This is a genomic window from Streptomyces fragilis (assembly GCF_003112515.1).
GTDB classification, from domain to species: Bacteria; Actinomycetota; Actinomycetes; order Streptomycetales; family Streptomycetaceae; genus Streptomyces; species Streptomyces fragilis.
This window is the reverse complement of sequence record NZ_BEVZ01000004.1, coordinates 556,785-579,525: the sequence shown is the minus strand read 5'-3', so window position 1 is coordinate 579,525 and position 22,741 is coordinate 556,785. Positions and strand designations below refer to the sequence as shown.

Sequence of the window (22,741 nt, the reverse complement as noted above, 5' to 3'; positions counted from 1 at the left end):
CACAGTGACCTCTCAGACCATGACTGAGGACGTGCCGAGGACGACCGGCTCGGACGCGTTCCTCTCGGTCCGCGACCTGCGGGTGCGTTTCTCCACGGAGGACGGCATCGTCAAGGCGGTCGACGGCCTCTCCTTCGACGTCGAGCGGGGCAAGACGCTCGGCATCGTGGGCGAGTCGGGCTCCGGAAAGTCCGTCACCAACCTGACGGTCCTGGGCCTGCACAACCCGGATACCAGCACCATCGAGGGGTCGATCAACCTCGACGGCCAGGAACTCCTCACCGCTTCCGAGCGTGAGCTGCAGAAGCTCCGCGGCAACAAGATGGCGATGATCTTCCAGGACCCGCTGACCGCGATGTCGCCGTACTACACGGTCGGCCGGCAGCTGTCCGAGCCCTACATGAAGCACAGGGGTGCCTCCAAGAAGGAGGCGAAGGACCGCGCCGTCCAGATGCTGGAGAAGGTCGGCATCCCGCAGCCCAAGCTGCGCTTCGACGACTACCCGCACCAGTTCTCCGGCGGTATGCGCCAGCGCGCCATGATCGCCATGGCCCTGATGTGCGACCCGGAGCTGCTGATCGCGGACGAGCCGACCACCGCGCTCGACGTGACCGTGCAGGCGCAGATTCTCGACCTGCTGAAGGACCTTCAGCAGGAGTTCGGCTCCGCGATCATCTTCATCACCCACGACCTGGGCGTCATCGCCAACATGGCGGACGACATCATGGTGATGTACGGCGGCAGGGCCATGGAACGAGGCACCGTCCGCGAGGTCCTGCACACGCCCCGCCACCCCTACACCTGGGGTCTGCTCAGCTCGATGCCGCGGCTGGACAGCGATGTCGACATCGCCCTCGAGCCGATCCCGGGCACCCCGCCGTCGCTGCTCAACCCGCCGACGGGTTGCCGCTTCAGTCCGCGTTGCGTCTTCAAGGACCAGGTGGCCGGGGACCTCTGCACGACGGTGACGCCCGAGCTGGGTGAAGGCCGGGACACCGCCTGCCACCTGACGTCCGCCCAGAAGCAGTCCATTTTCATCGACAAGATCCAGCCCCGGCTGCGCTAGGGAGCACCGAGACATGAGCGACAACCTCACCGCCCCCGAGCAGAAGCACGCCGAGGCAACCCCCGCCGCCGAGCGTAGGACGTTGCTCGAGGTCAAGGGCCTGACCATGCACTTCCCGATCTACGGGGGCTTTCCGTTCAAGCGGAAGGTCGGTGCGGTCCAGGCCGTGGACAACGTGGACCTGACGGTCGCCGAGGGCGAGGCCCTCGGCGTGGTCGGCGAGTCCGGCTGCGGCAAGTCGACCACCGGCCGCCTGATCACCCGCCTGATGGAGCCCACCGCGGGCACCATCACCTATCGCGGGCAGGACATCACCCACGCCTCGCGCCGGCAGTTGAGCCCGATCCGGTCCGAGATCCAGATGATCTTCCAGGACCCGTACTCGTCGCTGAACCCGCGCCAGACGGTCGGCACGATCATCAAGTCGCCGATGGAGGTCAACGGGATCGAGCCCGCGGGCGGCCGGACGAAGCGCGTCAAGGAACTCCTGGAACTCGTCGGCCTCAACCCCGAGCACTACAACCGGTTCCCGCACGAGTTCTCCGGTGGTCAGCGACAGCGCATCGGCGTGGCGCGAGCCCTCGCTCTCAACCCGAAGCTGATCGTCGCCGACGAGCCGGTCTCCGCGCTCGACGTGTCGATCCAGGCGCAGGTCGTCAACCTGCTGAAGAAGGTGCAGGACGAGCTCGGCATCGCGTTCGTCTTCATCGCGCACGACCTGGCGATCGTGCGGCACTTCTCGCAGCGCGTCGCGGTGATGTACCTGGGCAAGGTCGTCGAGGTCGGCGACCGGGACGACATCTACAACCGTCCCCGCCACCCGTACACGCACGCCCTGCTGTCGGCCGTTCCCGAGGTCGAGATCGAGGACGCCGAGCCGCGCGAGCGCATCCGCCTCTACGGCGACGTGCCCTCCCCGGTCAACCCGCCGTCCGGCTGCCGCTTCCGCACCCGTTGCTGGAAGGCGCAGGACAAGTGCGCGACGGAGGAGCCGCCGCTGGTCCAGATCTCCGGCAACCGCGACGGCCACCTCACGGCCTGCCACTTCCCGGAGGAGCCGACCACGCAGGCGCGCGGCGAGGACGTCGTCCTCGACCCGGCGCTGCAGGCCCTGGAGGCCGAGCACGCCGAGAGCGCCGAGAGTGCCGTGAGCGACAAGGACTGACCTTCCGGCCGGTCCGCCCACGAAGGGCCGGCAGGGGCATCACGCCCCTGCCGGCCCTTCGTCCTTCCCTCGCCCGGCCGGGCGACCTCCTCACCCGTACGGGTGGACATCGGGTGAACCGGAACGTCAACGGCGATATGCATCGTTCACCGGATGAATCGGTCGGCGATCGGTCGGTGATCGGTCGGCGACCGGCCGGCGATCCGTCGGTGACCGGTCACCGACCGGCCGGACCCCGACACGGGACCGGTCAGGCCCGGCCAAGGGAGAGGGAGGCACGCCATGCGCCGAGGACGAGACGGGGGCGCGGCGGACGCGAGGCGCCCGCGCGTCGTGACGGGCGCGCGCACCGCGCCCCGCACCGTGACCCGCACCGCGACCCGCACGGCCGCCGCCGCGGGCGCCACCGCGGTGGTGCTGCTCGCCGCGGCCTGTGGCGGCGGAGGCGGAGGCGGGGACGAGGGCGCGGTGCTCAGCTCGTCCTGGGGCGACCCGCAGAACCCGCTGGAGCCGGCCAACACCAACGAGGTGCAGGGCGGCAAGGTCCTCGACATGATCTTCAGGAACCTGAAGAAGTACGACCCGAAGACCGGCGCGGCCCAGGACATGCTCGCCGAGAAGATCGAGACCTCCGACTCGCAGAACTTCCGCATCACGGTCAAGGACGGCTGGAAGTTCAGCAACGGCGAGCCGGTCACCGCCCGCTCGTTCGTGGACGCGTGGAACTACGGCGCCAGCCTGAAGAACAACCAGAAGAACGCCTACTTCTTCCAGTACATCGACGGCTACGACAAGACCCACCCGGAGAGCGGCTCGCAGAGCGCCGACACCCTCTCCGGCCTGAAGACCGTCGACGACCGGACCTTCACCGTCAAGCTGTCCCAGAAGTTCTCCACCTTCCCGGACACCCTGGGCTACAACGCCTACGCCCCGCTGCCGCGCGCCTTCTTCGACGACCACGACGCCTGGGTCGCCAAGCCGGTCGGCAACGGCCCGTACCAGGTCGACTCCTACGCCAAGGGCTCGCAGATGTCGCTGCGGAAGTGGGACGGCTACAACGGCCCCGACAAGGCGCAGAACGGCGGGGTGGACCTCAAGGTCTACACGGACAACGCCACCGCCTACAACGACCTGATGTCCGGCAACCTGGACCTGGTCGACGACATCCCGGCCAGCCAGCTGAAGAACGCCCCGAACGACCTGGGCGACCGGTACATCAACACCCCCGCCGGCATCCTGCAGACGCTGGCCTTCCCCTTCTACGACAAGGCGTGGAACAAGCCGGGCATGGAGAAGGTCCGCAAGGGGCTGTCCATGGCGATCGACCGCAAGCAGATCACCGAGACCATCTTCCAGAAGACCCGCACCCCGGCCACCGACTGGACCTCCCCGGTCCTCGGCGAGGACGGCGGCTTCCGCGAGGGGCTCTGCGGGGACGGCTGCGAGTACAGGCCGAGCGACGCCAAGAAGCTCATCCAGGAGGGCGGCGGCCTGCCCGGCGGCCAGGTCAAGATCACCTTCAACGCGGACACCGGCTCGCACCGGGACTGGGTCGAGGCGGTCTGCAACAGCATCAACCGCGCCCTGGGCCAGGGGAAGGCCTGCGTCCCCAACCCGGTGGGCACCTTCGCCGACTACCGCAACCAGATCGGCGACGAGAAGATGCCCGGCCCCTTCCGGGCCGGCTGGCAGATGGACTACCCGCTGATCCAGAACTTCCTCCAGCCGCTCTACTACACCAACGCCTCCTCCAACGACGGCAAGTGGTCCAACCAGGAGTTCGACGACCTGGTCGACCAGGCCAACGCCGAGTCCGACACCACCAAGGCCGTGGACACCTTCGTCAAGGCCGAGGAGGTGGTCCGCGACGAGATGGCCGCCATCCCGCTCTGGTACCAGAACGGCTCCGCCGGCTACTCGGAGCGGCTCTCCGACGTCACCCTGAACCCCTTCAGCGTCCCGGTGTACGACCGGATCAAGGTCGGCTGAGCCGGAACCCGCCGTGGGTTCGGCCCCACCCCGAGGCCGGGAGGCACCATGGGACGCTACGTGATCCGGCGTCTGCTCCAGATGATCCCCGTGTTCGTGGGGGCGACGCTGCTGATCTTCCTGATGGTCAACGTCATGGGAGACCCGATCGCCGGGCTCTGCGGCGAGCGCGCCTGCGACCCGGCGACGGCGGCCCGCCTCAAGGCGGAGTTCGGCCTCGACCAGCCCGTCTGGAAGCAGTACCTCACCTACATGGGCAACGTGCTCACCGGCGACTTCGGCACGGCCTTCAACGGCCAGAAGGTCACCGAACTGATGGCCACCGCCTTCCCGGTGACCATCCGGCTGACCCTGGTGGCCATCGTCTTCGAGATCGTCATCGGCATCGTCCTCGGCGTGGTCACCGGGATGCGCCGCGGCCGCCCGGTCGACACCGGCGTGCTGGTCGCCACCCTGGTCGTGATCTCCGTCCCCACCTTCGTCACGGGCCTGCTGCTCCAGCTGCTGCTGGGCGTGAAGTGGGGCTGGATCAACCCGTCGGTCTCCTCCGACGCCACCTTCGGCGAGCTGATCGTCCCCGGCCTGGTGCTGGCCTCGGTGTCGCTGGCCTACGTCACCCGGCTGACCCGGACCTCCATCGCCGAGAACCGCCGCTCCGACTACGTCCGCACGGCCGTCGCCAAAGGGCTCCCGCGCCGCCGGGTGGTCTCCCGGCACCTGCTGCGCAACTCGCTGATCCCCGTGGTCACCTTCATCGGCACCGACGTCGGCGCGCTCATGGGCGGCGCCATCGTCACCGAGCGGATCTTCAACATCCACGGCGTCGGCTACCAGCTCTACCAGGGCATCCTCCGGCAGAACACCCAGACCGTGGTCGGCTTCGTGACGGTGCTGGTGCTGGTCTTCCTCGCGGCGAACCTGATCGTCGACCTCCTGTACGCCGTTCTCGACCCGAGGATCCGCTATGCCTGAGCCCCGGCCGAACACCGACCCCGGCGAGCTGGACGGCGGACGCTCCGACGACGGCGCCGGCCCCGAGGACGGGGCGGTCGCCGGGACGGGCTTCGGCGGCTCCATGGACCTGGCGGCCGACGAGGGCCGGACGCTGGAGCGCGACCCCGAGCACGACGGCGCCGAGCCGGCCGGCCGGCCCCGGTCCCTGTGGTCGGACGCCTGGCGCGACCTGCGCCGCAACCCGGTCTTCGTCGTCTCCGCGTTGCTGATCCTCTTCCTGGTCCTCATCTCGGTCTGGCCCACCCTGCTGACCTCGGGCGACCCCCTCGACTGCGACCTGGCGAAGGCCCAGCAGGGCTCCCAGCCCGGCCACCCCTTCGGCTTCAACGCCCAGGGCTGCGACGTGTACACCCGCACCGTGTACGGCGCCCGCACCTCGGTGACCGTCGGCGTCTGTGCCACCCTCGGCGTCGCCCTCCTCGGCAGCGTCCTGGGCGGGCTGGCCGGGTTCTTCAGCGGCATCTGGGACGCCCTGCTCTCCCGGCTCACCGACGTCTTCTTCGCCATCCCGGTGGTGCTGGGCGGCCTGGTGCTGCTGTCGGTGGTCACCAGCAACACCGTCTGGCCGGTGATCGGCTTCATGGTGCTGCTGGGCTGGCCGCAGATCTCCCGCATCGCCCGCGGCTCGGTCATCACCGCCCGGCAGCACGACTACGTGCAGGCCGCCCGCGCGCTCGGCGCGTCCAGCCCCCGGATGCTGCTGCGGCACATCGCGCCCAACGCCGTCGCCCCGGTGATCGTGGTCGCCACCATCGCGCTGGGCACCTACATCGCCCTGGAGGCCACACTGTCCTTCCTGGGCGTCGGCCTCAGACCGCCCACGGTCAGCTGGGGCATCGACATCTCCTCCGCCTCCCCGTACATCCGCAACGCCCCGCACATGCTGCTCTGGCCGGCCGGCGCGCTGGCGATCACGGTGCTGGCGTTCATCATGCTCGGCGACGCGGTCCGCGACGCCCTCGACCCGAAGCTGAGGTGAGCCGCCCATGCTGCTCGAGGTCCGCGACCTGCGCGTGGAGTTCACCACCCGGGAAGGCGTCGCGAAGGCGGTCAACGGGGTCAGCTACGAGGTCGCCGAAGGGGAGACGCTCGCCGTGCTCGGCGAGTCCGGCTCCGGCAAGTCCGTCACCGCCCAGGCGATCATGGGCATCCTCGACGTGCCGCCCGGCCGGATCACCGGCGGCGAGATCCTCTTCCAGGGGCGCGACCTGCTGCGCCTGAAGGAGGAGGAACGGCGCGGCATCCGCGGCGCGGAGATGGCGATGATCTTCCAGGACGCGCTCTCCTCCCTCAACCCGGTGCTCACCGTGGGGGACCAGCTGGGCGAGATGTTCGTCGTCCACCGCGGCATGTCGAAGAAGGACGCCCGCGCCAGGGCGGTCGAGCTGATGGACCGGGTCCGCATCCCGGCCGCCGCCCAGCGGGTGCGCGACTACCCGCACCAGTTCTCCGGCGGCATGCGCCAGCGCATCATGATCGCCATGGCGCTGGCCCTGCGCCCGGCGCTGATCATCGCCGACGAACCCACCACCGCGCTGGACGTGACGGTCCAGGCGCAGGTCATGGACCTGCTCGCCGAGCTGCAGCGCGAGTACCGGATGGGCCTGATCCTGATCACCCACGACCTCGGCGTGGTCGCCGACGTCGCCGACAGGATCGCCGTGATGTACGCCGGGCGGATCGTCGAGACGGCCCCGGTGCACGACCTCTACAAGGCGCCCGCCCACCCGTACACCCGGGGCCTGCTGGACTCCATCCCGCGCCTGGACCACAAGGGCCGCGAGCTGTACGCGATCAAGGGCCTGCCGCCCAGCCTCACCGCCGTCCCGCCCGGCTGTCCCTTCCACCCGCGCTGCCCGATGGCCCAGGACGTCTGCCGCACCGACGTGCCCCCGCTGTACGCGGTGGAACCCGGCGGCGCCGCAGGGCTCGCCACGGGGGAGGGGCGGGGCAGCGCCTGCCACTTCTGGCGCGACTGCCTGGAGGGCACCGGGTCCCGCTGACCGCCCGCCCCTGCCTCGCCGCCCGCGCCCCGCCTCGTCGCCCGTCCCAGTCCCCGCGCCTGCCCGCCGCCTCGCCGGTGGGAGTCCGCCACCCGCCCGTTCCCGTCCCCGCCTCCACCCGCCGCCTCACCGGTGGGGATCCGCCGCCCGACCGCCCCCGCCGGCCGAACCGACCGCCAGGAGAACCGATGGCCACCATGGCGCCCGTGCCCGGCACGGAGACGACGACCGAGCCGATCCTCGAGGTCGAGGGGCTCGTCAAGCACTACCCGCTCACCCGGGGCATCCTCTTCCGCAAGCAGACCGGCGCGGTGAAGGCGGTCGACGGCGTCGACTTCGCCCTCGGCCGCGGCGAGACCCTCGGCATCGTCGGGGAGTCCGGCTGCGGCAAGTCCACGGTGGCGCGGATGCTGGTCAACCTCGAACGCCCCACCGCGGGGGCGATCCGCTACAAGGGCGAGGACGTCACCCGGCTGTCCGGGCGCGCGCTGAAGGCCGTCCGCCGCAACATCCAGATGGTGTTCCAGGACCCCTACACCTCGCTCAACCCCCGGATGACGGTCGGCGACATCGTCGGCGAGCCCTACGACATCCATCCCGAGGTCGCACCGAAGGGCGACCGGCGGCGGCGCGTGCAGGGGCTGCTGGAGGTGGTGGGCCTCAACCCCGAGCACATCAACCGCTACCCGCACCAGTTCTCCGGCGGGCAGCGCCAGCGCATCGGCATCGCGCGGGGCCTGGCGCTGCGCCCCGAGATCATCGTCGCCGACGAACCGGTCTCCGCGCTGGACGTCTCGGTCCAGGCGCAGGTGGTCAACCTGCTGGAGCGGCTCCAGGACGAGTTCGGCCTCGCCTACGTCTTCATCGCGCACGACCTGTCCGTCGTGCGGCACATCTCGGACCGCGTGGGGGTGATGTACCTCGGCCGCATCATGGAGATCGGCACCGACGGCCAGATCTACGACCACCCCACGCACCCCTACACGCAGGCCCTGCTCTCCGCCGTCCCCGTCCCCGACCCGCAGGCCCGCGACCGCCGGGAGCGGATCATCCTCACCGGGGACGTGCCCTCGCCGACGAACATCCCCTCCGGCTGCCGCTTCCGCACCCGCTGCTGGAAGGCGCGGCAGCGGTGCGCGGACGAGGTCCCGCTGCTCGCCGTCCCGGAGGCGTTCCGCGGCGAGGGGGGCCCGGCCGCCCATCCGTCGGCCTGTCACTTCGCGGAGGAGAAGCGGGTCGTGCCGCCCGACGACCCCGCCGTCCAGCCTTAACAGCACGGCAACTGCGCGGACCCGCCCCCGCCACACGGACGGGGAAGACTCCGTACCGTACGGCCGTGCGGGTGCCGTGAACCGGGCCGGGGCCTCCCAAGACCCCGGCCCGGGCCCCCGGGCGCCGTGCCCCGGCCTCACCCCACCGCGGAACCGCCCCTCGGCGGCGTCAGGCCCAGGGACCGCCGCAGGAAGTCCACCTGCAGCAGGAGCAGGTTCTCCGCCACCCGCTCCTGCGGCGTCATGTGCGTCACCCCCGACAACGGCAGGACCTCGTGCGGCCGCCCCGCCGCCAGCAACGCGGAGGACAACCGCAGCGAGTGCGCGACCACCACGTTGTCGTCCGCCAGCCCGTGGATCACCATCAACGGCCGCACGGTCTCCGCCGCCCCGGAGAGCCCTTCGTCCGTCACCAGCGAACTCGCCGCGTAGGCGTCCCCGTCGACCGCCGGATCCCCGAGGTAGCGCTCGGTGTAGTGGGTGTCGTAGAGCCGCAGGTCGCTGACCGGCGCCCCCGCGACCCCCGCGGCGAAGACGTCCGGCCGCCGCAGCACCGCCAGCGCGGCGAGGTACCCGCCGAACGACCAGCCCCGGATCGCGACCCGCGTGAGGTCCAGCGGATACCGCTCGGCGAGGTCGTGGAGGGCGTCGATCTGGTCCTCCAGGGCGAGCGTCAGGTCACCCGCTACGGCCTTCTCCCAGGCGGGCGAGCGCCCCGGCGTTCCCCGCCCGTCGGCGACGATCACCGCGAACCCCTGGTCGGCGAGCCACTGCGAGGTCAAGTGGGCGTTGTGGGCGGCGTACACGCGCTGCCCGTGCGGTCCGCCGTACGGGTCCATCAGGACGGGCAGGAGGTCGCCGGCGCGGTGGTGCGCGGGCAACAGCACAGCGCACGGAATGCGCCGGGCGCCCGCCTCGGTCAGGGAGATCCTCGGGGTCAGGCCGGGGTCCGCGGCGTGCGAGGCGATCCGCGCGACCTCCTCCCCGTCGCGCAGCACCCGCGCCACCGCCCCGGGCCGGTCGAGCACGGAGGACACCAGGACCGTCACCCCGCCCGAGCGCACCGCCGTGTGGACGCCGGGCTCCCGCGACACCCGCTCGACCCCGTCGGCGGTGACCCGGTGGACGTGCACCTCGCCGAGTTCCGCCTCGCGCGCCCCCTCGCCCGCGGAGGCGGACACCAGGACGTCGTCCTCGCCGACGTCCAGCACCGCCCGCAGGTGCAGCCGTGCGTCGGTGAGGGTGCGGTCGCCCACCGCCAGGGCCCGCGCCCCGCTCTCGTCGGTGATCCGCACCAGCTCCCCGCCGGGACTCCAGCAGGGCGTGGCGGCGAACAATTCAAGCCATGTTGGATCTTTCTCGCGGAGCACCGTGCGGGTGGCCCCGGTGTCCGGGTCGACGGCGAGCGTGAGCTGCGTGCGCTGGTCCCGGCTCTGCACCAGGATCAGCGGCGAACCGGCCGCTGACCAGTGCACTCGCGCCAGGTACGGGAACGCCTCGCGGTCCCAGACGACCTCCGCGCGACTGCCGTCGAGACCCAGGGCGAACAGCTGTACGTCCGCGTTGGGGGTTCCGGCCGCGGGGTACGCGTGCGCCCGCGGTTCGCTGCCGGGGTTCGCGGGATCGGCGATCCACCACCGCCGGACCGGCGCGTCGTCGTACCGGGCGACCAGCAGCCGGTCCGATCCCGGGGACCACCAGAAGCCCCGGTCGCGTCCCATCTCCTCCGCCGCGACGAACTCGGCGAGCCCGTACGCGACCGTCCCGGACTCCGGTTCCGCCAGGGCCCTGTCCCCCTCGCCGTCCGCTCCGACGACCCTGAGCGCGCCGCCCGCGGCATAGGCGACGAGACGTCCGTCGGGGGAGGGGCGAGGGTCGGTCACCGGCCCGGGGACCCGCAGTTCGCGCACCGCCCCGTCCGCCGTCGCAGCGCAGAAAAGCCGCCCTGACAAGGCAAAACATGCCAAATCAGCGGCGGCGTCGGTGGCGTGGGAGACGATGCCGGCGCCGCCCTCGCGGCTCCGTTCACGCCGGGCCCGCTCCTGCGGGGAGAGGTCCTCCTCGCCGCCGCCGAGCAGGGCGACCGGGTCCGCCACGAGCCGTTCCGCCGGCTCCTGACCGGGCCGCAGGTCCAGCACCCACAGGGCGCCCGCCCGGTCGGTGCCGGAACGCGAGCGCAGGAAGACGACCCGTGAGCCGTCAGGCGCGACGGTGAACGCGCGGGGCGCTCCGAGGGTGAATCGCTGGGTGCGGGCGTACCGCCGGGGGAAGGATTCGGTGTCCGTCTGCATGACCCGACCATATTGGCCATGCGCCCCCCTTGTGCGGCTGTGCGCCGACCGATGCGTTGCCCCGAATAGTTATGATCACTGCCGTCCGGTGGGTATCAACCTGCTGGCTGCGCGAAGGATTTGTCGCCCCTTCGGTCCGACTGCCTGTGTCCTCGGGAGCTTTGGAGGTGAACCGCCGTGGCACTCTCGATCTCGGTGGTGGTGCTGCTGGCGATCGTCGTCTTCCTGCTGATCAAGAAGTCGGGGCTGAAGGCGGGGCATGCGATCGTCTGCATGCTGCTCGGGTTCTATCTCGCCGCGTCGTCGGTGGCCCCCACGATCAACGAGCTGACGAACAACATCGCCGGCATGATCGGCAGCTTCAAGTTCTGACCCGGCGTCCTCCACCGTCCCGGATACCCCCAGGACGGCGGCGTACACCAGGCGGTGCCCCGGGGTGTTCCGCCGGGCGGCGGGCCCGCGCCTAAGCTGGCCCCATGACGGAAACGCCCGCTCGCCGCCTGCTGCTGGTGCACGCGCACCCGGACGACGAGTCGATCAACAACGGCGCCACGATGGCCCGCTACGCGGCCGAGGGCGCCGGGGTCACCCTGGTGACGTGCACGCTGGGCGAGCTCGGCGAGGTGATCCCGCCCGAGCTGGCGCACCTGTCCGGCGCCGCCCTGGGCGCGCACCGCCGCCAGGAACTGGCCGCCGCCATGCGCGAACTGGGCGTCCACGACGTCCGGCTGCTCGGCGGGGCTGGCCGCTACGGCGACTCCGGGATGATGGGCCTGCCCGACAACGACGCGCCGGGCGCCTTCTGGGGAGCCCCCGTCGACGAGGCCGCCGAGCACCTGGTCGCCGTGATCCGCGAGGTTCGCCCCCAGGTCCTGGTCACCTACGACCCGAACGGCGGCTACGGCCACCCCGACCACGTCCAGGCCCACCGCGTCGCCATGCGCGCGGCCGAACTGGCCGCCGACCCGGGCCTGCGCCCCGACCTCGGCGAGGCCTGGGACATCCCCAAGATCTACTGGACCCGGATGCCCCGCGCGGTCGCCGAGGAGGCCTTCGCCCGCCTGCGCGAGGCGCTGCCCGGTCTCCCGTTCGCCGCGGCAGCCGCCGTGGACGACCTGCCCGGCATCGTGGACGACCCGTCCCTGGTGACTGCCCGGCTCGACGCCGAGGGCACCGCGTACGCCGCCGCCAAGGCCGCCGCGATGACCGCCCACGCCACCCAGATCGCCGTCCACGGCCCCTGGTTCGCGCTCTCCAACGACCAGGCCCAGCCGCTGTTCGCGGTGGAGCACTACCAGTTGGTGAAGGGCCGGCCGGGCGGACCGGGCGTCGAGACCGACCTGTTCGCCGGCATCACCCCGGCGCCCGCCGCGACCGAGGGAGGCGCCGCATGAGCGCGAACTTCAAGGACCCCGGGCAGCGGCCCGCCGGGAGCCTGCTGGCCCAGCCGCTGCGGATGCCGTCGGCCGGCCGGACCGCCGCGTACGCCGGGCTCCTCCTGCTGGGCGCCGTGGTCGGGGTGGCCGGGGCGCTGGTGCAGGGCGCCTTCTTCCCGGCCGGGCTGCTGCTGGCGCTCGCCGGGGCCGCCGGGACCTTCCTCGGCGGCGCCCGCCTGACGGGTACGCGGGCCGGCGCGGCGGTGCCGGTCGTCGGGTGGCTGGCCGCGGTCGTGCTGCTCACCACCAGCCGGCCCGAGGGCGACTTCGTGTTCGGCGCGAGCCTGCGGCCCTACCTGTTCCTGCTCGGCGGGATGGTGGTCGCTATGATCTGCGCCACCCTCGGGGGTGGCCGCAACCGCTGAGTCAGCCGCCCGACTTGGGAGAGACGTCCCGCTTCGTCCTGCCGTCCCGGCGTCCCCCGGGGCGGGAAAGCCCTCGGCCGTGGGTTACCCGCGGGAAGCGGCCAGTATCGTGGAGCGCGCCGCCGAGAAGCCCGCTGTGAGGTCGTGACGGGCGGCGGAGCCAACCGGGAGAACCTGCCTTGAGTCGTGAAACTGACAGTCCGTCCCCCACGCCCAACGGGCCCGGCGGATCCTCGCACCCCTCCGAGCCGTCGCGGCCCGAGGAGCGTAAGACCGAGACCACACTGACGACCCGGGTGAAGATCAACATCCCCGGGTCCCGGCCGATCCCGCCCGTGGTGGTACGCACACCGGTCGGCGACGGTTCCCCCGCCCAGGGCGACCAGCCCGAGGCGGGCGGTCCCGCCGCGCCGTCCGGGAGTGCCGTGCCCCCGTCCGCCGCGTCCGGCGACAAGCCGTCCTCCCCGTCCTCTCCCGCCGCCCCGGCGAAGGAGAAGACCAGCGACTGGTTCGCGCCGCGCAAGGCCCCCTCGGCCCCGCCGCAGGGCGCGTCCGAGACCGCCGCGCAGGGCCGGCCGGCGCTGCCCGGCCCGCCCTCCCAGGGCGGCGCTCCGGGCCAGGGAGGTGCTTTGGGCCAGGGTGGCGCCCGCGGCCAGGGTGGAACTCCGGGCCAGGGCGGAACTCCGGGCCAGGGTGGAGCCCCGGCGGCCGGTGGCCAGAGCCGCACGTCCGCCGCCGGCGCCCCGGCCCTCCCGCAGCGCCCCACCGCGCCCCGCCCCGGCGGCGGCGCGCCCACCGGGCAGCGCCCGCCGGGCGCCCCGCGTCCCTCCGGCGCGTCGGGCGCCCCCGGCGCCCCGCGCCCGGGCGGTACCAACGGCGCCGGGCTCCCCGGCGCGACCGGCGGACCGGTGGCTCCCGGCCACGGCGGCGGCACCGGCTCGGTCGACGTCACCGAGGCGCTCAACGCCGGCCCGTTCGCCCCCCGCGGCGGTCAGGCGCCGGGCGGCGGCCCGGCCGGGCAGGGGACCGGTCCCAAGCCCCCCACGGGCCCCACCGGCGGCCCCGTCACCGGCAGCGGCCCGCTCACCCCCGACCTCGGCGGCGGCCTGAGCGACGACACCGCGGTCCTCACCCCGCAGCGGCCCTTCCCCGGCGGCAGCGGCGGTACCGGCGCCCCGGCCGCTCCGGGCGCCCCCCGCCGGGACACCATCTCCGGCGACACGCTCACCAGCGGGCTTCCCCGGGTGCCCGGGGGCTCCGGTCCGGCCGGACCGGCCGGCGGCGTCCACGGCGGTCCCGCCGCGCCCCCGCCGGGCAGGCCCGGCGGTCCCGTGGCCCCCGCCCCGGCGCCCGTGCCCGCCCCGGCGGCGCAGCCCGCGCGGAAGAAGGGGCGCAACAAGCTGGCCCTGCTCGGCGGCGGCCTGGTGGCCCTGTGCGCCGTGGCGTACGGCGCCGGACTGCTGCTGAACCACTCCGACGTGCCCAAGGGCACCACCGTGCTCGGCGTGGAGATAGGCGGCGGCACCCGTGACGAGGCCGCGCAGAAGCTGGACCAGGCCCTGGGCGACCGCGCGGACAAGCCGCTGCAGCTCACCGTCGAGGGCGACACCGTCAGCCTCGAGCCCGACCGGGCCGGCCTGGACCTCGACACCCGGGCCACCGTCGGCGCCGCCGCGAAGAGCGACTACAACCCGGTCTCGGTGATCGGCTCGCTCTTCGGCCAGGAGCGCGAGATCGAGCCCAACCTGCCGGTCGACTCCGAGAAGCTGCGCGCCGCGCTCGAGGAGGCCGCCGGCGGCGCCGGCTCGGTCACCGAGGGCGGCATCGAGTTCAAGGCGGGCAAGGCCGTCGCGGTCCACGGCAAGCCCGGCAAGGGGCTCGACGTCGAGAAGGCCCTCCCCGCCGTCAAGGAGGCCTACCGCCGGCAGGTCGCCACCGGCGAGGCCGGGGCCGTCGAGCTGCCGGTCGCCACCCGCGAGCCCAGCGTCCCGGACGCCGAGGTGGACCGGATGATGAAGGAGTTCGCCCGGCCCGCCATGTCCGGTCTGGTGACCGTGCAGACCGACGCCGCGCACACCATCTCCTTCAGCCCGGAGAAGTCGCTGTGGCGCTTCCTGCGGGTGCAGGCCGTCGACGGCCGGCTGGTGGAGAGCTACGACAAGGCCGAGCTGGAGAAGCTGTACGGCGAGACCTTCGACGGCGTGCTGATCACCCGCGGCACCGGCAAGAAGACCCCGGTGACCGTCGAGGACGTCATCGGAGCGCTGCGTCCGGCCCTGGTCAGCACCACCGAGCGGGTCGGCGTCATCGACACCGACCCCAGCTGACCCGCGGCACTGCCGCACCGACGGGTCCGCCCGCACCGCCCCGGAGGCGTGCGGGCGGACCCGTTCGCGTACGGGCCGAGCCCTGCGGCAGGGCGCCGGTTCGGTCGCGAACGGGCCGGTCGGGCAGGGGGCGCCGGGTCAGTTGAGGCGGGCGCGGGCCGCGCGGGCCTGGCCGCGCACCCGCTCCGCCAGTTCCTCGTCCACCGCCTCCACCACGTCGGCGTACACCTCGAGTTCCTCCGCCCCGGCCATGAAGTCGCCCCTGGCGATCAGCAGCTGGGCGTACTCGTGGCGCAGGGTCGCCGGCCGGGCGGGCAGCAGCAGCGACAGCTCCAGCGCCCACAGCGCGGTCGCGGACTGCTCGGGGCGGGCCGCCGCCCAGGCACGGATGTTGTTGAGGATCCGCAGCACCACCTCCAGCGGCCGGGCGGGCGTCCACACCGAGGGGTCCGCCGGGTCCGGGGAGTCGCCCGTGGCGTCCAGCACCAGCAGTTCGGCGTCGGGCCCGGTGAGCAGCCGTCCGCCCGCGAACGGGTCGGCCAGCACCTGCCGCGCCGGATCGTCCGCGGGCCCGAAGCCGACGACGAAGTGGCCCGGCAGCGCCACGCCGTGGACGGGGGCGCCCGCCCGGCGGGCGACCTCGGTCCACACCACCGACAGCAGGATCGGCAGACCCCGCCTGCGCCGCAGCACCTCGTGCAGCAGCGAGGACCGCAGGTCGCGGTAGTCGGCCCGGCCGCCGCCGAAGCCCTCGCCCTCGCCGAGCAGCCGGCGCGCCGCCTCGGCCCACTCGCGAGGGCCGCCCGGCCGGTAGGGCAGCAGCCCGGCCAGCCGGTCGAGCTCCATCTGGGCCTCGTCCATGCCGCTCTCGTCGAGCGAGCCGTCCGCGACCGCGCCGATCAGCAGACAGAGCATCACCAGGTCGGGACGCTCGGCTCGGGCCTCGGCGGCGAACCGGGCGGTCCAGCGGGCGCGTTGCCCCGGCCCGGCCGGGGTGGGAGGTTTGGGGGTCAGCATGCCGTGCGGTCGCCTCCTCAGGCCTCGGGGGAGCGGTAGTGGTGGTAGGCGTGGTGGGCGGTGAAGCCCAGGGCGTCGTAGAGCCGCCGCGCCCCGGTGTTGTCGGTCTCCACCTGGAGCCAGCCCGCCGAGGCGCCCTCCTCCATCGCCTTCCCGGCGAGCGCCGCCATCACCCGGGTCGCCAGCCCTTCACGCCGCCGTTCCGGAGCGACCTCGACGGCGGCGAACCCGGCCCACCGGCCGTCCACCACGCAGCGCCCGATCGCCGCGGGCGGCTCGCCGTCCGCGCCGGGGACGGTCGCGAACCAGACCGACGGTCCGCCCTCCAGCACCCGGCGGGCCACCTCGCTGACGCCCTTGCGCCGGTAACGCGCCAGCCAGGACTCGCTCGTGTGCCGGGAGAACTCCACCGGGGCCGGCGCCCCCCGTCCGGCCCCCGCCGGGTCCACGGCGTCGGCCACGGCCGCCAGGCCGCCGATCCACAGCTCCGCGGTCACCTCACGGACCCAGCCGCGGTCCTCCAGCGCGGCGCAGAGCAGTTCGTCCGCGCCCTGGGCGCCGGTCGCCGCCTGGACGTAGGCGGGCAGCCCCCGTGCGGCGTACCAGGCGCGCACGGCCTCCAGCGCCTCGTCCAGGTCCCGCCCCGGATCACCCAGCGGGAGGACCGAGTTGGCGCGCCGGGTGAACCCGGAGGAGGCGCGCAGCACCCACTCGCCGAGCGGCTCGCTCTCCACCGGCGGCCACGCCCGCGCGCTGACGCGGGAGAGCTCCGGACAGGTCGCGGCGGGACCGCGGCGGCGCGCCGGAGCGTCCGGCACGACCTTGCCCGCCACGAGGGCGGACTCCTCGATCCGCACCCGCTCGCCGTTCCGACGGGTGATCAGGAGCACGCCGTCGTCCCATGATGTGAGAACGCCGACCGTGTCGGTGAACTTCGCCCCCGCGCCGCCCTCTTCGGCGAGCCGCCGTACGGAGACGCGTTTGCCCACGTCAGAGCCGGTAAGGTGCAGCGCGGCTCGAGCTGCGGTGGAGAATTCCACGGGTCGGTTCACCCCTCGTGTTCGGTTCGGGTCCCGAAGTGGAGATACTAGGGGCGGGCATCGACGACGCCGCGCTCCCGCGCGCCAGGCGGCGGAGCCTGCGGAGGCCCGCCAGCGCCCTATCGAGGAGGAACGACAGCGTGACCTACGTCATCGCGCAGCCTTGTGTCGACGTGAAGGACAAGGCGTGCATCGAGGAGTGCCCGGTCGACTGCATCTACGAGGGGCAGCGCTCCCTCTACATCCACCCGGATGAGTGCGTCGACTGTGGGGCCTGCGAGCCGGTCTGCCCGGTCGAGGCCATCTTCTACGAGGACGACACGCCGGACGAGTGGAAGGACTACTACAAGGCCAATGTGGAGTTCTTCGACGAGCTCGGCTCTCCCGGCGGGGCCAGCAAGCTGGGCCTGATCGAGCGCGACCACCCGTTCGTCGCCGCGCTGCCCCCGCAGAACCAGTAGCGGAACCCGTCGGAGTGATCCTCCGTGATCTCTCCCCCTCGGTCCCGTACGGCGATCCGGCATCGGTCGCCTGCGGGACCGAGGCGTTCCGCCCCCACGCCGCGGGCGCCGCGGCACGAGGAAAGTGAGCGAAACCCGTGTCCGAGCTCCTGAGCCGCCTGCCGGACTTCCCCTGGGACAAGCTGGAGCCCTACAAGGCGACGGCGGCGGGGCACCCGGACGGCGTCGTGGACCTCTCCGTCGGCACGCCGGTCGACCCGGTGCCGGACCTGATCCAGAAGGCGCTGGCCGCTGCGGCCGACTCGCCGGGCTACCCGACGGTCTGGGGCACCCCCGAGCTCCGTGACGCGATCACCGGCTGGGCCGGGCGCCGCCTCGGCGCACGCGACCTGACGCACCGGCAGGTGCTGCCGGTGGTGGGCTCCAAGGAACTGGTGGCCTGGCTGCCGATCCAGCTGGGGCTCGGCCCCGGCGACACCGTGGCCTTCCCGCGGCTGGCCTACCCCACCTACGAGGTCGGCGCCCGGCTGGCCGGCGCCCGCCACGTCGCCTACGACGACCCGGTGGCCGACCTGGACCCGGCCGGACTCAAGCTGCTCTGGCTGAACTCGCCGTCCAACCCGACCGGCCGCGTGCTGCCCGAGGAGGAGCTGCGGCGGATCGTCGCCTGGGCGCGCGAGCACGGCGTGCTGGTCGTCTCCGACGAGTGCTACCTGGAACTCGGCTGGGAGGCCGACCCGGTGTCGGTGCTCCACCCGGACGTCTGCGGCGGCTCGTACGAGGGCCTGGTGGCCGTCCACTCGCTCTCCAAGCGGTCCAACCTGGCCGGCTACCGGGCGGCGTTCCTGCTCGGTGACTCCGCGGTGCTGATGCCGCTGCTGCAGCTGCGCAAGCACGGCGGCATGATGACCTCCATGCCCACCCAGGCCGCCGTGGTGGCCGCGCTGGGCGACGACGCCCACGTGGCCGAGCAGCGGGAGCGGTACGCGGCCCGGCGCGAGACGCTGCGCGGGGCGCTGGAGCGGCACGGCTTCCGCATCGAGCACAGCGAGGCCAGCCTGTACCTGTGGGCCACCCGCGACGAGTCCTGCTGGGACACCGTGGCGTACCTGGCCTCGCTGGGCATCCTGGTGGCCCCTGGCGACTTCTACGGCCCGGCCGGCGAGCGCCACGTCCGGGTGGCGTTCACCGCCACCGACGAGCGGGTGGCCGCCGCGGCGGCCCGCCTGGGCTGACGCCCCGGGAAAACGCGAGGGCCCCCGGCGCCGTGCGCGCCGGGGGCCCTGCCGTCGTGCGGGGCGGCGTCAGACCGGCAGCGGGAGGGTGCCGACCGGCAGGTCGCCCACCGGCAGCTCGCCGGTGGCGTCGCCGACCATGGTGCCCGCCTGCCCGGCCACGCCGCCCACCACCTGCTGGACGTCCGGAGCGCCCTCGGCGGCCTTGGTGGCCATGCCGACGCCGCCCTCGGCGGCCTTGGTGCCGCCCTCGAACGCGCCGCCGGCCTGGCCCGTGAGGCCGGTCGCGTGGGAGGTCACGCCGCTCAGGGCGGAACCCAGGTCGCCGGCGCCGTCCAGCGCCGACAGCGGAGCCAGGTCCGGGACCGCGGGGGCGGCCTGCGCGGCGCCGGCCGCACCGACGACGGGCGCGGCGCCCGCGGCGACGAGGAGGGCGGCACGGGCGATCCGGCGGGTCAGGGGGAGGGACATGGTGCTCCTTCTGTTCGGTCCGCGGCCGCCTCGCGGGGCGGCCGCCAGGTCTGGGTCCGGTGAGGCGGACGCAGTGATTACGGACCGGGCGGGGCGAAGGTTGCGGACCGCCGCCGTAAAGAGTTGGCAATGCGTCGCATTATCGGCTGCGGACGGAACGGGGCGTTCCGGACAAGGGTCGGCGCGCTGCGGAAACCTTCCGCCGCAGCTGCCCCAACGGATTCCGCGCCCGGTGGGCCACCAGTGCGAAAACCGCCGCCGGACGCGGGGCGGCGGTCGTGGAGTTGGTCCCGCGGAGTGACTCGTCGAACGCCCGCACGACGGTGGTGGGCGGGCCGGGCGGGTGGCCCGCGGGACGCACGCCGGAAGGAAGCACGCCGGACGGGCCGGCCCGCAGGCCGGCCCCGCGGGCCCGGCCGTCTAACGCGAGGTCACGATGCGGACCCGGCTGTCGGTCGCCGGGGAACCGTGTGCGCCCCCGGCGCCGTCACCGGCGGCCTTCTGCCAGGAACCCTCGTCCGCCGTCCACACCCGGCCGCCGTAGGCCACCCGCTCGAGGCCGAGGTCGGAGGCGTTGGCCACCGCCCAGTGGGCGAACTGCCAGCCCCGCTTCCGGGCGCCCGGCTCCGCCACCGGGACCGTCACCGTCCGGGCGGCCGCCGGGGAGGGCGACTTCGGCGCCGCCGAGTCCCGGGAGCCCGCCGTCGAGACGTGCCCCCGCGCTTCCTCGCCCTGCCGGACGTCCGCCTGCCGGGCTGCCGCGCCCCGGCCGGCGGAAACCTCCGCGCCGGCCTTGCCCAGCACCTCGGTGCCGAAGTCCCGGGTCAGCGCCGCGCGCACCGCGTCCGGTCCGGCCGGCGCTTCCTGCGCGGGCCGCCCCGAGCAGGTCAGGGTGGCCGCGCTGCGGCCGGTCAGCGCCGCCGCCAGCAGTTGCGCGTCGGGCTCGTGCTTGGCGTAGGCGTCGGGGTACGCGCTGCGCTGCACCTCCTGCGCGGCCACCGTCAGCGGTAGGTCCTTGTAGTCCTGGACCTTCACCAGGTGGTCGTAGAACTGGCCGGCCGCGTAGGCCGGGTCCATGATCTCCGCCGGCGTGCCCCAGCCCTGCGAGGGCCGCTGCTGGAACAGCCCGAGGGAGTCCCGGTCGCCGTAGCGGATGTTGCGCAGCGCGGACTCCTGCAGCGCCGTCGCCAGGGCGATGGTGACGGCCCGCTCGGGCAGCTCGCGCGCGGTGCCGACGGCGGTGATGGTGGCGGCGTTCACCGCCTGCTCGGGCGTGAACTCGTACCGGGCGGGCTCGCCGCGGCCGCCGGAGGCCACCACCTCGCAGCCCGGCCCGGGGTCGGCTGCTCCGCCGCCGGGCAGGTACCGGGAGACGAAGCAACCCGAGAGGGAGAACAGCACCGTCAAGGCCGCCCCGTAACGGACGAGGCGACCACGACGCTTGGGGGCGGTTGACGTCTCTGTCACGGGTAACACGTTAACCGAGGTGCGCCCACAACCCCGAGCCCCTGTGGACAACCTCTCGCCGGCCCGCACGGGTTAGGGTCGGAGCCATGGCAGAAACCGAGCTCGACCTTGCGTCGGACGCCGCCGACCTGACCGCGCGGCTGGTGGACTTCCCCTCCGAGAGCGGCAACGAGAAGCCGCTCGCGGACGCGATCGAGGCGGCGCTGCGGACGCTGCCCCACCTGACCGTCGACCGGCACGGCAACAACGTGGTGGCCCGCACCCACCTCGGGCGCCCGGAGCGGGTGGTGCTCGCCGGGCACATCGACACCGTGCCGATCGCCGGCAACGTGCCCTCGCGGCTGGACGAGGAGGGCGTGCTCTGGGGCTGCGGCACCTGCGACATGAAGTCGGGCGTCGCCGTCCAGCTGCGGATCGCCGCCACCGTCCCCGAGCCCAACCGCGACCTCACCTTCGTGTTCTACGACAACGAGGAGGTCGACGCCCGTCTCAACGGACTGGGCCACGTGGCCGAGGCCCACCCCGACTGGCTGGCGGGCGACTTCGCGGTCCTCCTGGAGCCCAGCGACGGCGAGGTCGAGGGCGGCTGCCAGGGCACCCTGAGGGTGAAGCTGCGGACCACGGGCGAACGGGCCCACTCGGCGCGCTCCTGGATGGGCGCCAACGCCATCCACGCGGCCGCGCCGATCCTCGAACGCCTGGCCGCCTACGAACCGCGCCGCCCGGTGATCGACGGGCTGGAGTACCACGAGGGCCTCAACGCGGTGGCCGTCGAGGGCGGCGTGGCCGGCAACGTCATCCCCGACGCCTGCACCGTCACCGTGAACTTCCGCTACGCCCCCGACCGCAGCGAGGAGGAGGCGGTCGCGCACGTCCGCGAGGTGTTCGAGGGCTGCCCGATCGACGAGTTCGTGATCGACGACCACAGCCCCGGCGCCCTCCCCGGCCTCTCCCACCCGGCCGCCCGGGCCTTCATCGAGGCGGTCGGCGGCGTCGCGCGGCCCAAGTTCGGCTGGACCGACGTCTCGCGCTTCAGCGCCCTGGGCGTTCCGGCCGTCAACTACGGCCCCGGCAACCCGCTGCTCGCCCACAAGAGGGACGAGCGGGTCCTGGCGTCGAAGATCCCCGACGCCGAGCGGCGCCTGCGGGAGTGGCTCACCGGCTGAGGCGCGGCGGCCGAGTCGGCCGATTCGTACCGAAACGGGTACCGGACGGCACACGGCGGACATGTTCGCGTCCCCAGCGGGTAACCCGCGTAGACCTACTCTCTGCGGAGGACGCGGAGAACCCGTCACGGAGGGGAGAGCCCATGACCACAGGCAACTCCGAGGGAACGAAGGTGTCGGTGCGCCAGGAGAGGCGAGGTTACCTGCTGCACGGCCTCGACCCGGTCGAGGCCGAGGAGGCCGAGCAGGCGGGTCCGGCCGGCCGGACCGACGGCGGCGCGGGGGACAGCGACCGCAGACTGCTCGACCCGGACGGGGAGTCCGGCTGGACCGAACGGGACGCCTGGCAGGTGGCCCGTATCCAGGCGGAGTTCGGTGAGGGCTTCCGGGCGCTGTCCGGGCTGCCGCACGCCGTCAGCGTCTTCGGCTCCGCCCGCACCAGCCCCGACTCGGCCGAGTACGCGGCGGGCGTCCGGCTGGGCCGGGGCCTGGCCGAGGCGGGCTGGGCGGTGATCACCGGGGGCGGCCCGGGCGCCATGGAGGCCGCGAACAAGGGCGCCCAGGAGGCCGGGGGAGTCTCCGTGGGCCTGGGCATCGAGCTGCCGTTCGAGAGCGGGCTCAACCCGTACTGCGACATCGGGCTGAACTTCCGGTACTTCTTCGTCCGCAAGACCTGCTTCGTCAAGTACTCGCGGGGCTTCGTCGTCCTGCCGGGCGGCCTGGGCACCCTGGACGAACTCTTCGAGGCGCTCACGCTGGTGCAGACGGGCAAGGTGACGCGCTTCCCGATCGTCCTGTTCGGCACCGAGCACTGGGGCGGCCTGGTCGACTGGATCAAGTCCACCCTGGTCGCCTCGGGCAAGTGCTCCGAGCACGACCTGGACCTGTTCCACCTCACGGACGACGTGGACGAGGCCGTCGCCCTGCTCTCCCGCGAGACGGAACGCTAGGGCCTGT

At 73.3% G+C, this 22,741-nt stretch carries 20 protein-coding genes; 15 read left to right on the top strand and 5 right to left on the bottom strand.

Going from position 1 to position 22,741, the window contains the following annotated elements:
• The first annotated feature begins 4 nt into the window (after window positions 1-4).
• From Sfr03f_RS15860 to Sfr03f_RS15830, 7 genes are all read left to right on the top strand, one after another.
• The gene (locus Sfr03f_RS15860) at window positions 5-1,066 is read left to right on the top strand and encodes an ABC transporter ATP-binding protein (protein ID WP_372514383.1); all 1,062 of its coding nucleotides are present in this window, start codon (window positions 5-7) and stop codon (window positions 1,064-1,066) included.
• A 13-nt stretch (window positions 1,067-1,079) separates the two neighbouring features.
• Window positions 1,080-2,231, top strand: coding sequence for an ABC transporter ATP-binding protein (locus Sfr03f_RS15855; protein ID WP_108954540.1), 1,152 nt, complete (start codon window positions 1,080-1,082; stop codon window positions 2,229-2,231).
• Window positions 2,232-2,513: 282 nt separating this feature from the next.
• Entirely contained in the window at window positions 2,514-4,220 is a 1,707-nt protein-coding gene (locus Sfr03f_RS15850; RefSeq protein WP_108954539.1) for a peptide ABC transporter substrate-binding protein, read from the top strand.
• A gap of 48 nt (window positions 4,221-4,268) precedes the next feature.
• The gene (locus Sfr03f_RS15845) at window positions 4,269-5,192 is read left to right on the top strand and encodes an ABC transporter permease (protein ID WP_108954538.1); all 924 of its coding nucleotides are present in this window, start codon (window positions 4,269-4,271) and stop codon (window positions 5,190-5,192) included.
• Window positions 5,185-6,213 (top strand): ABC transporter permease, encoded by a 1,029-nt coding sequence (locus tag Sfr03f_RS15840; protein ID WP_108954537.1) that lies wholly within the window; start codon window positions 5,185-5,187, stop codon window positions 6,211-6,213. The genes Sfr03f_RS15845 and Sfr03f_RS15840 overlap by 8 nt, the downstream gene beginning before the upstream one ends.
• A 7-nt stretch (window positions 6,214-6,220) precedes the next feature.
• Window positions 6,221-7,237: an ABC transporter ATP-binding protein gene (locus tag Sfr03f_RS15835; RefSeq protein ID WP_108954536.1), complete on the top strand. Its 1,017-nt coding sequence runs from the start codon at window positions 6,221-6,223 to the stop codon at window positions 7,235-7,237.
• A 197-nt stretch (window positions 7,238-7,434) separates the two neighbouring features.
• Entirely contained in the window at window positions 7,435-8,508 is a 1,074-nt protein-coding gene (locus Sfr03f_RS15830; protein ID WP_108955008.1) for an ABC transporter ATP-binding protein, read from the top strand.
• A gap of 137 nt (window positions 8,509-8,645) precedes the next feature.
• On the opposite strand, the gene Sfr03f_RS15825 is transcribed toward Sfr03f_RS15830, so the two are convergent.
• Window positions 8,646-10,799, bottom strand: coding sequence for a prolyl oligopeptidase family serine peptidase (locus tag Sfr03f_RS15825; RefSeq protein ID WP_108954535.1), 2,154 nt, complete (start codon window positions 10,797-10,799; stop codon window positions 8,646-8,648).
• Window positions 10,800-10,976: 177 nt separating this feature from the next.
• Here Sfr03f_RS15825 and Sfr03f_RS15820 point away from each other — a divergent pair, with 177 nt between their 5' ends.
• The 4 genes from Sfr03f_RS15820 to Sfr03f_RS15805 all read left to right on the top strand — a co-directional run bounded on the left by Sfr03f_RS15820 (window position 10,977) and on the right by Sfr03f_RS15805 (window position 14,927).
• Window positions 10,977-11,171 (top strand): hypothetical protein, encoded by a 195-nt coding sequence (locus Sfr03f_RS15820; protein ID WP_108954534.1) that lies wholly within the window; start codon window positions 10,977-10,979, stop codon window positions 11,169-11,171.
• Window positions 11,172-11,275: 104 nt separating this feature from the next.
• Window positions 11,276-12,193 carry an N-acetyl-1-D-myo-inositol-2-amino-2-deoxy-alpha-D-glucopyranoside deacetylase gene (mshB, locus tag Sfr03f_RS15815; protein ID WP_108954533.1) on the top strand — a complete coding sequence of 306 codons (918 nt, stop codon included), beginning with the start codon at window positions 11,276-11,278 and terminating at the stop codon, window positions 12,191-12,193.
• Window positions 12,190-12,600, top strand: coding sequence for a DUF6113 family protein (locus tag Sfr03f_RS15810; RefSeq protein WP_108954532.1), 411 nt, complete (start codon window positions 12,190-12,192; stop codon window positions 12,598-12,600). Before mshB ends, Sfr03f_RS15810 begins: the two co-directional genes overlap by 4 nt.
• 179 nt (window positions 12,601-12,779) lie before the next feature.
• Window positions 12,780-14,927, top strand: coding sequence for a hypothetical protein (locus tag Sfr03f_RS15805; protein WP_108954531.1), 2,148 nt, complete (start codon window positions 12,780-12,782; stop codon window positions 14,925-14,927).
• Between the two features lie 138 nt (window positions 14,928-15,065).
• Here Sfr03f_RS15805 and Sfr03f_RS15800 read toward each other — a convergent pair whose 3' ends face one another.
• Together Sfr03f_RS15800 and Sfr03f_RS15795 are read right to left on the bottom strand one after the other, a co-directional pair.
• Window positions 15,066-15,944 (bottom strand): transglutaminase-like domain-containing protein, encoded by an 879-nt coding sequence (locus Sfr03f_RS15800; protein ID WP_108954530.1) that lies wholly within the window; start codon window positions 15,942-15,944, stop codon window positions 15,066-15,068.
• A 17-nt stretch (window positions 15,945-15,961) separates the two neighbouring features.
• Window positions 15,962-16,984 carry a GNAT family N-acetyltransferase gene (locus Sfr03f_RS15795; RefSeq protein WP_108954529.1) on the bottom strand — a complete coding sequence of 341 codons (1,023 nt, stop codon included), beginning with the start codon at window positions 16,982-16,984 and terminating at the stop codon, window positions 15,962-15,964.
• 140 nt (window positions 16,985-17,124) lie between these two features.
• On the opposite strand from Sfr03f_RS15795, the gene fdxA reads away from it, so the two are divergent.
• On the top strand, window positions 17,125-17,445 hold the full coding sequence (fdxA, locus tag Sfr03f_RS15790; protein WP_077966227.1) for a ferredoxin: 321 nt from the start codon (window positions 17,125-17,127) through the stop codon (window positions 17,443-17,445).
• Window positions 17,446-17,582: 137 nt separating this feature from the next.
• Window positions 17,583-18,680, top strand: coding sequence for a succinyldiaminopimelate transaminase (dapC, locus tag Sfr03f_RS15785; RefSeq protein ID WP_108954528.1), 1,098 nt, complete (start codon window positions 17,583-17,585; stop codon window positions 18,678-18,680).
• 69 nt (window positions 18,681-18,749) lie between these two features.
• Here dapC and Sfr03f_RS15780 read toward each other — a convergent pair whose 3' ends face one another.
• A complete protein-coding gene (locus tag Sfr03f_RS15780) occupies window positions 18,750-19,151 on the bottom strand; it encodes an ATP-binding protein (RefSeq protein ID WP_108954527.1) in 402 nt (133 codons plus the stop codon).
• A 420-nt stretch (window positions 19,152-19,571) separates the two neighbouring features.
• Window positions 19,572-20,618 (bottom strand): VldE C-terminal domain-containing protein, encoded by a 1,047-nt coding sequence (locus Sfr03f_RS15775; protein WP_245967574.1) that lies wholly within the window; start codon window positions 20,616-20,618, stop codon window positions 19,572-19,574.
• A gap of 86 nt (window positions 20,619-20,704) precedes the next feature.
• Here Sfr03f_RS15775 and dapE point away from each other — a divergent pair, with 86 nt between their 5' ends.
• Both dapE and Sfr03f_RS15765 read left to right on the top strand, forming a co-directional pair.
• Entirely contained in the window at window positions 20,705-21,784 is a 1,080-nt protein-coding gene (dapE, locus tag Sfr03f_RS15770; RefSeq protein ID WP_108954525.1) for a succinyl-diaminopimelate desuccinylase, read from the top strand.
• Between the two features lie 143 nt (window positions 21,785-21,927).
• Complete coding sequence (locus Sfr03f_RS15765; protein ID WP_108954524.1) at window positions 21,928-22,734, top strand: LOG family protein; 807 nt, start codon at window positions 21,928-21,930, stop codon at window positions 22,732-22,734.
• The last annotated feature ends 7 nt before the right edge of the window (window positions 22,735-22,741 follow it).

Excerpts from the sequence above, each read along its gene's own strand:
- Sfr03f_RS15855 (WP_108954540.1), top strand. The coding sequence starts at position 1,080 with ATGAGCGACAACCTCACCGCCCCCGAGCAGAAGCACGCCGAGGCAACC.
- Sfr03f_RS15850 (WP_108954539.1), top strand. The coding sequence starts at position 2,514 with ATGCGCCGAGGACGAGACGGGGGCGCGGCGGACGCGAGGCGCCCGCGC.
- Sfr03f_RS15845 (WP_108954538.1), top strand. The coding sequence starts at position 4,269 with ATGGGACGCTACGTGATCCGGCGTCTGCTCCAGATGATCCCCGTGTTC.
- Sfr03f_RS15840 (WP_108954537.1), top strand. The coding sequence starts at position 5,185 with ATGCCTGAGCCCCGGCCGAACACCGACCCCGGCGAGCTGGACGGCGGA.
- Sfr03f_RS15835 (WP_108954536.1), top strand. The coding sequence starts at position 6,221 with ATGCTGCTCGAGGTCCGCGACCTGCGCGTGGAGTTCACCACCCGGGAA.
- Sfr03f_RS15830 (WP_108955008.1), top strand. The coding sequence starts at position 7,435 with ATGGCGCCCGTGCCCGGCACGGAGACGACGACCGAGCCGATCCTCGAG.
- Sfr03f_RS15825 (WP_108954535.1), bottom strand. The coding sequence starts at position 10,799 with ATGCAGACGGACACCGAATCCTTCCCCCGGCGGTACGCCCGCACCCAG.
- mshB (WP_108954533.1), top strand. The coding sequence starts at position 11,276 with ATGACGGAAACGCCCGCTCGCCGCCTGCTGCTGGTGCACGCGCACCCG.
- Sfr03f_RS15810 (WP_108954532.1), top strand. The coding sequence starts at position 12,190 with ATGAGCGCGAACTTCAAGGACCCCGGGCAGCGGCCCGCCGGGAGCCTG.
- Sfr03f_RS15800 (WP_108954530.1), bottom strand. The coding sequence starts at position 15,944 with ATGCTGACCCCCAAACCTCCCACCCCGGCCGGGCCGGGGCAACGCGCC.
- Sfr03f_RS15780 (WP_108954527.1), bottom strand. The coding sequence starts at position 19,151 with ATGTCCCTCCCCCTGACCCGCCGGATCGCCCGTGCCGCCCTCCTCGTC.
- dapE (WP_108954525.1), top strand. The coding sequence starts at position 20,705 with ATGGCAGAAACCGAGCTCGACCTTGCGTCGGACGCCGCCGACCTGACC.
- Sfr03f_RS15765 (WP_108954524.1), top strand. The coding sequence starts at position 21,928 with ATGACCACAGGCAACTCCGAGGGAACGAAGGTGTCGGTGCGCCAGGAG.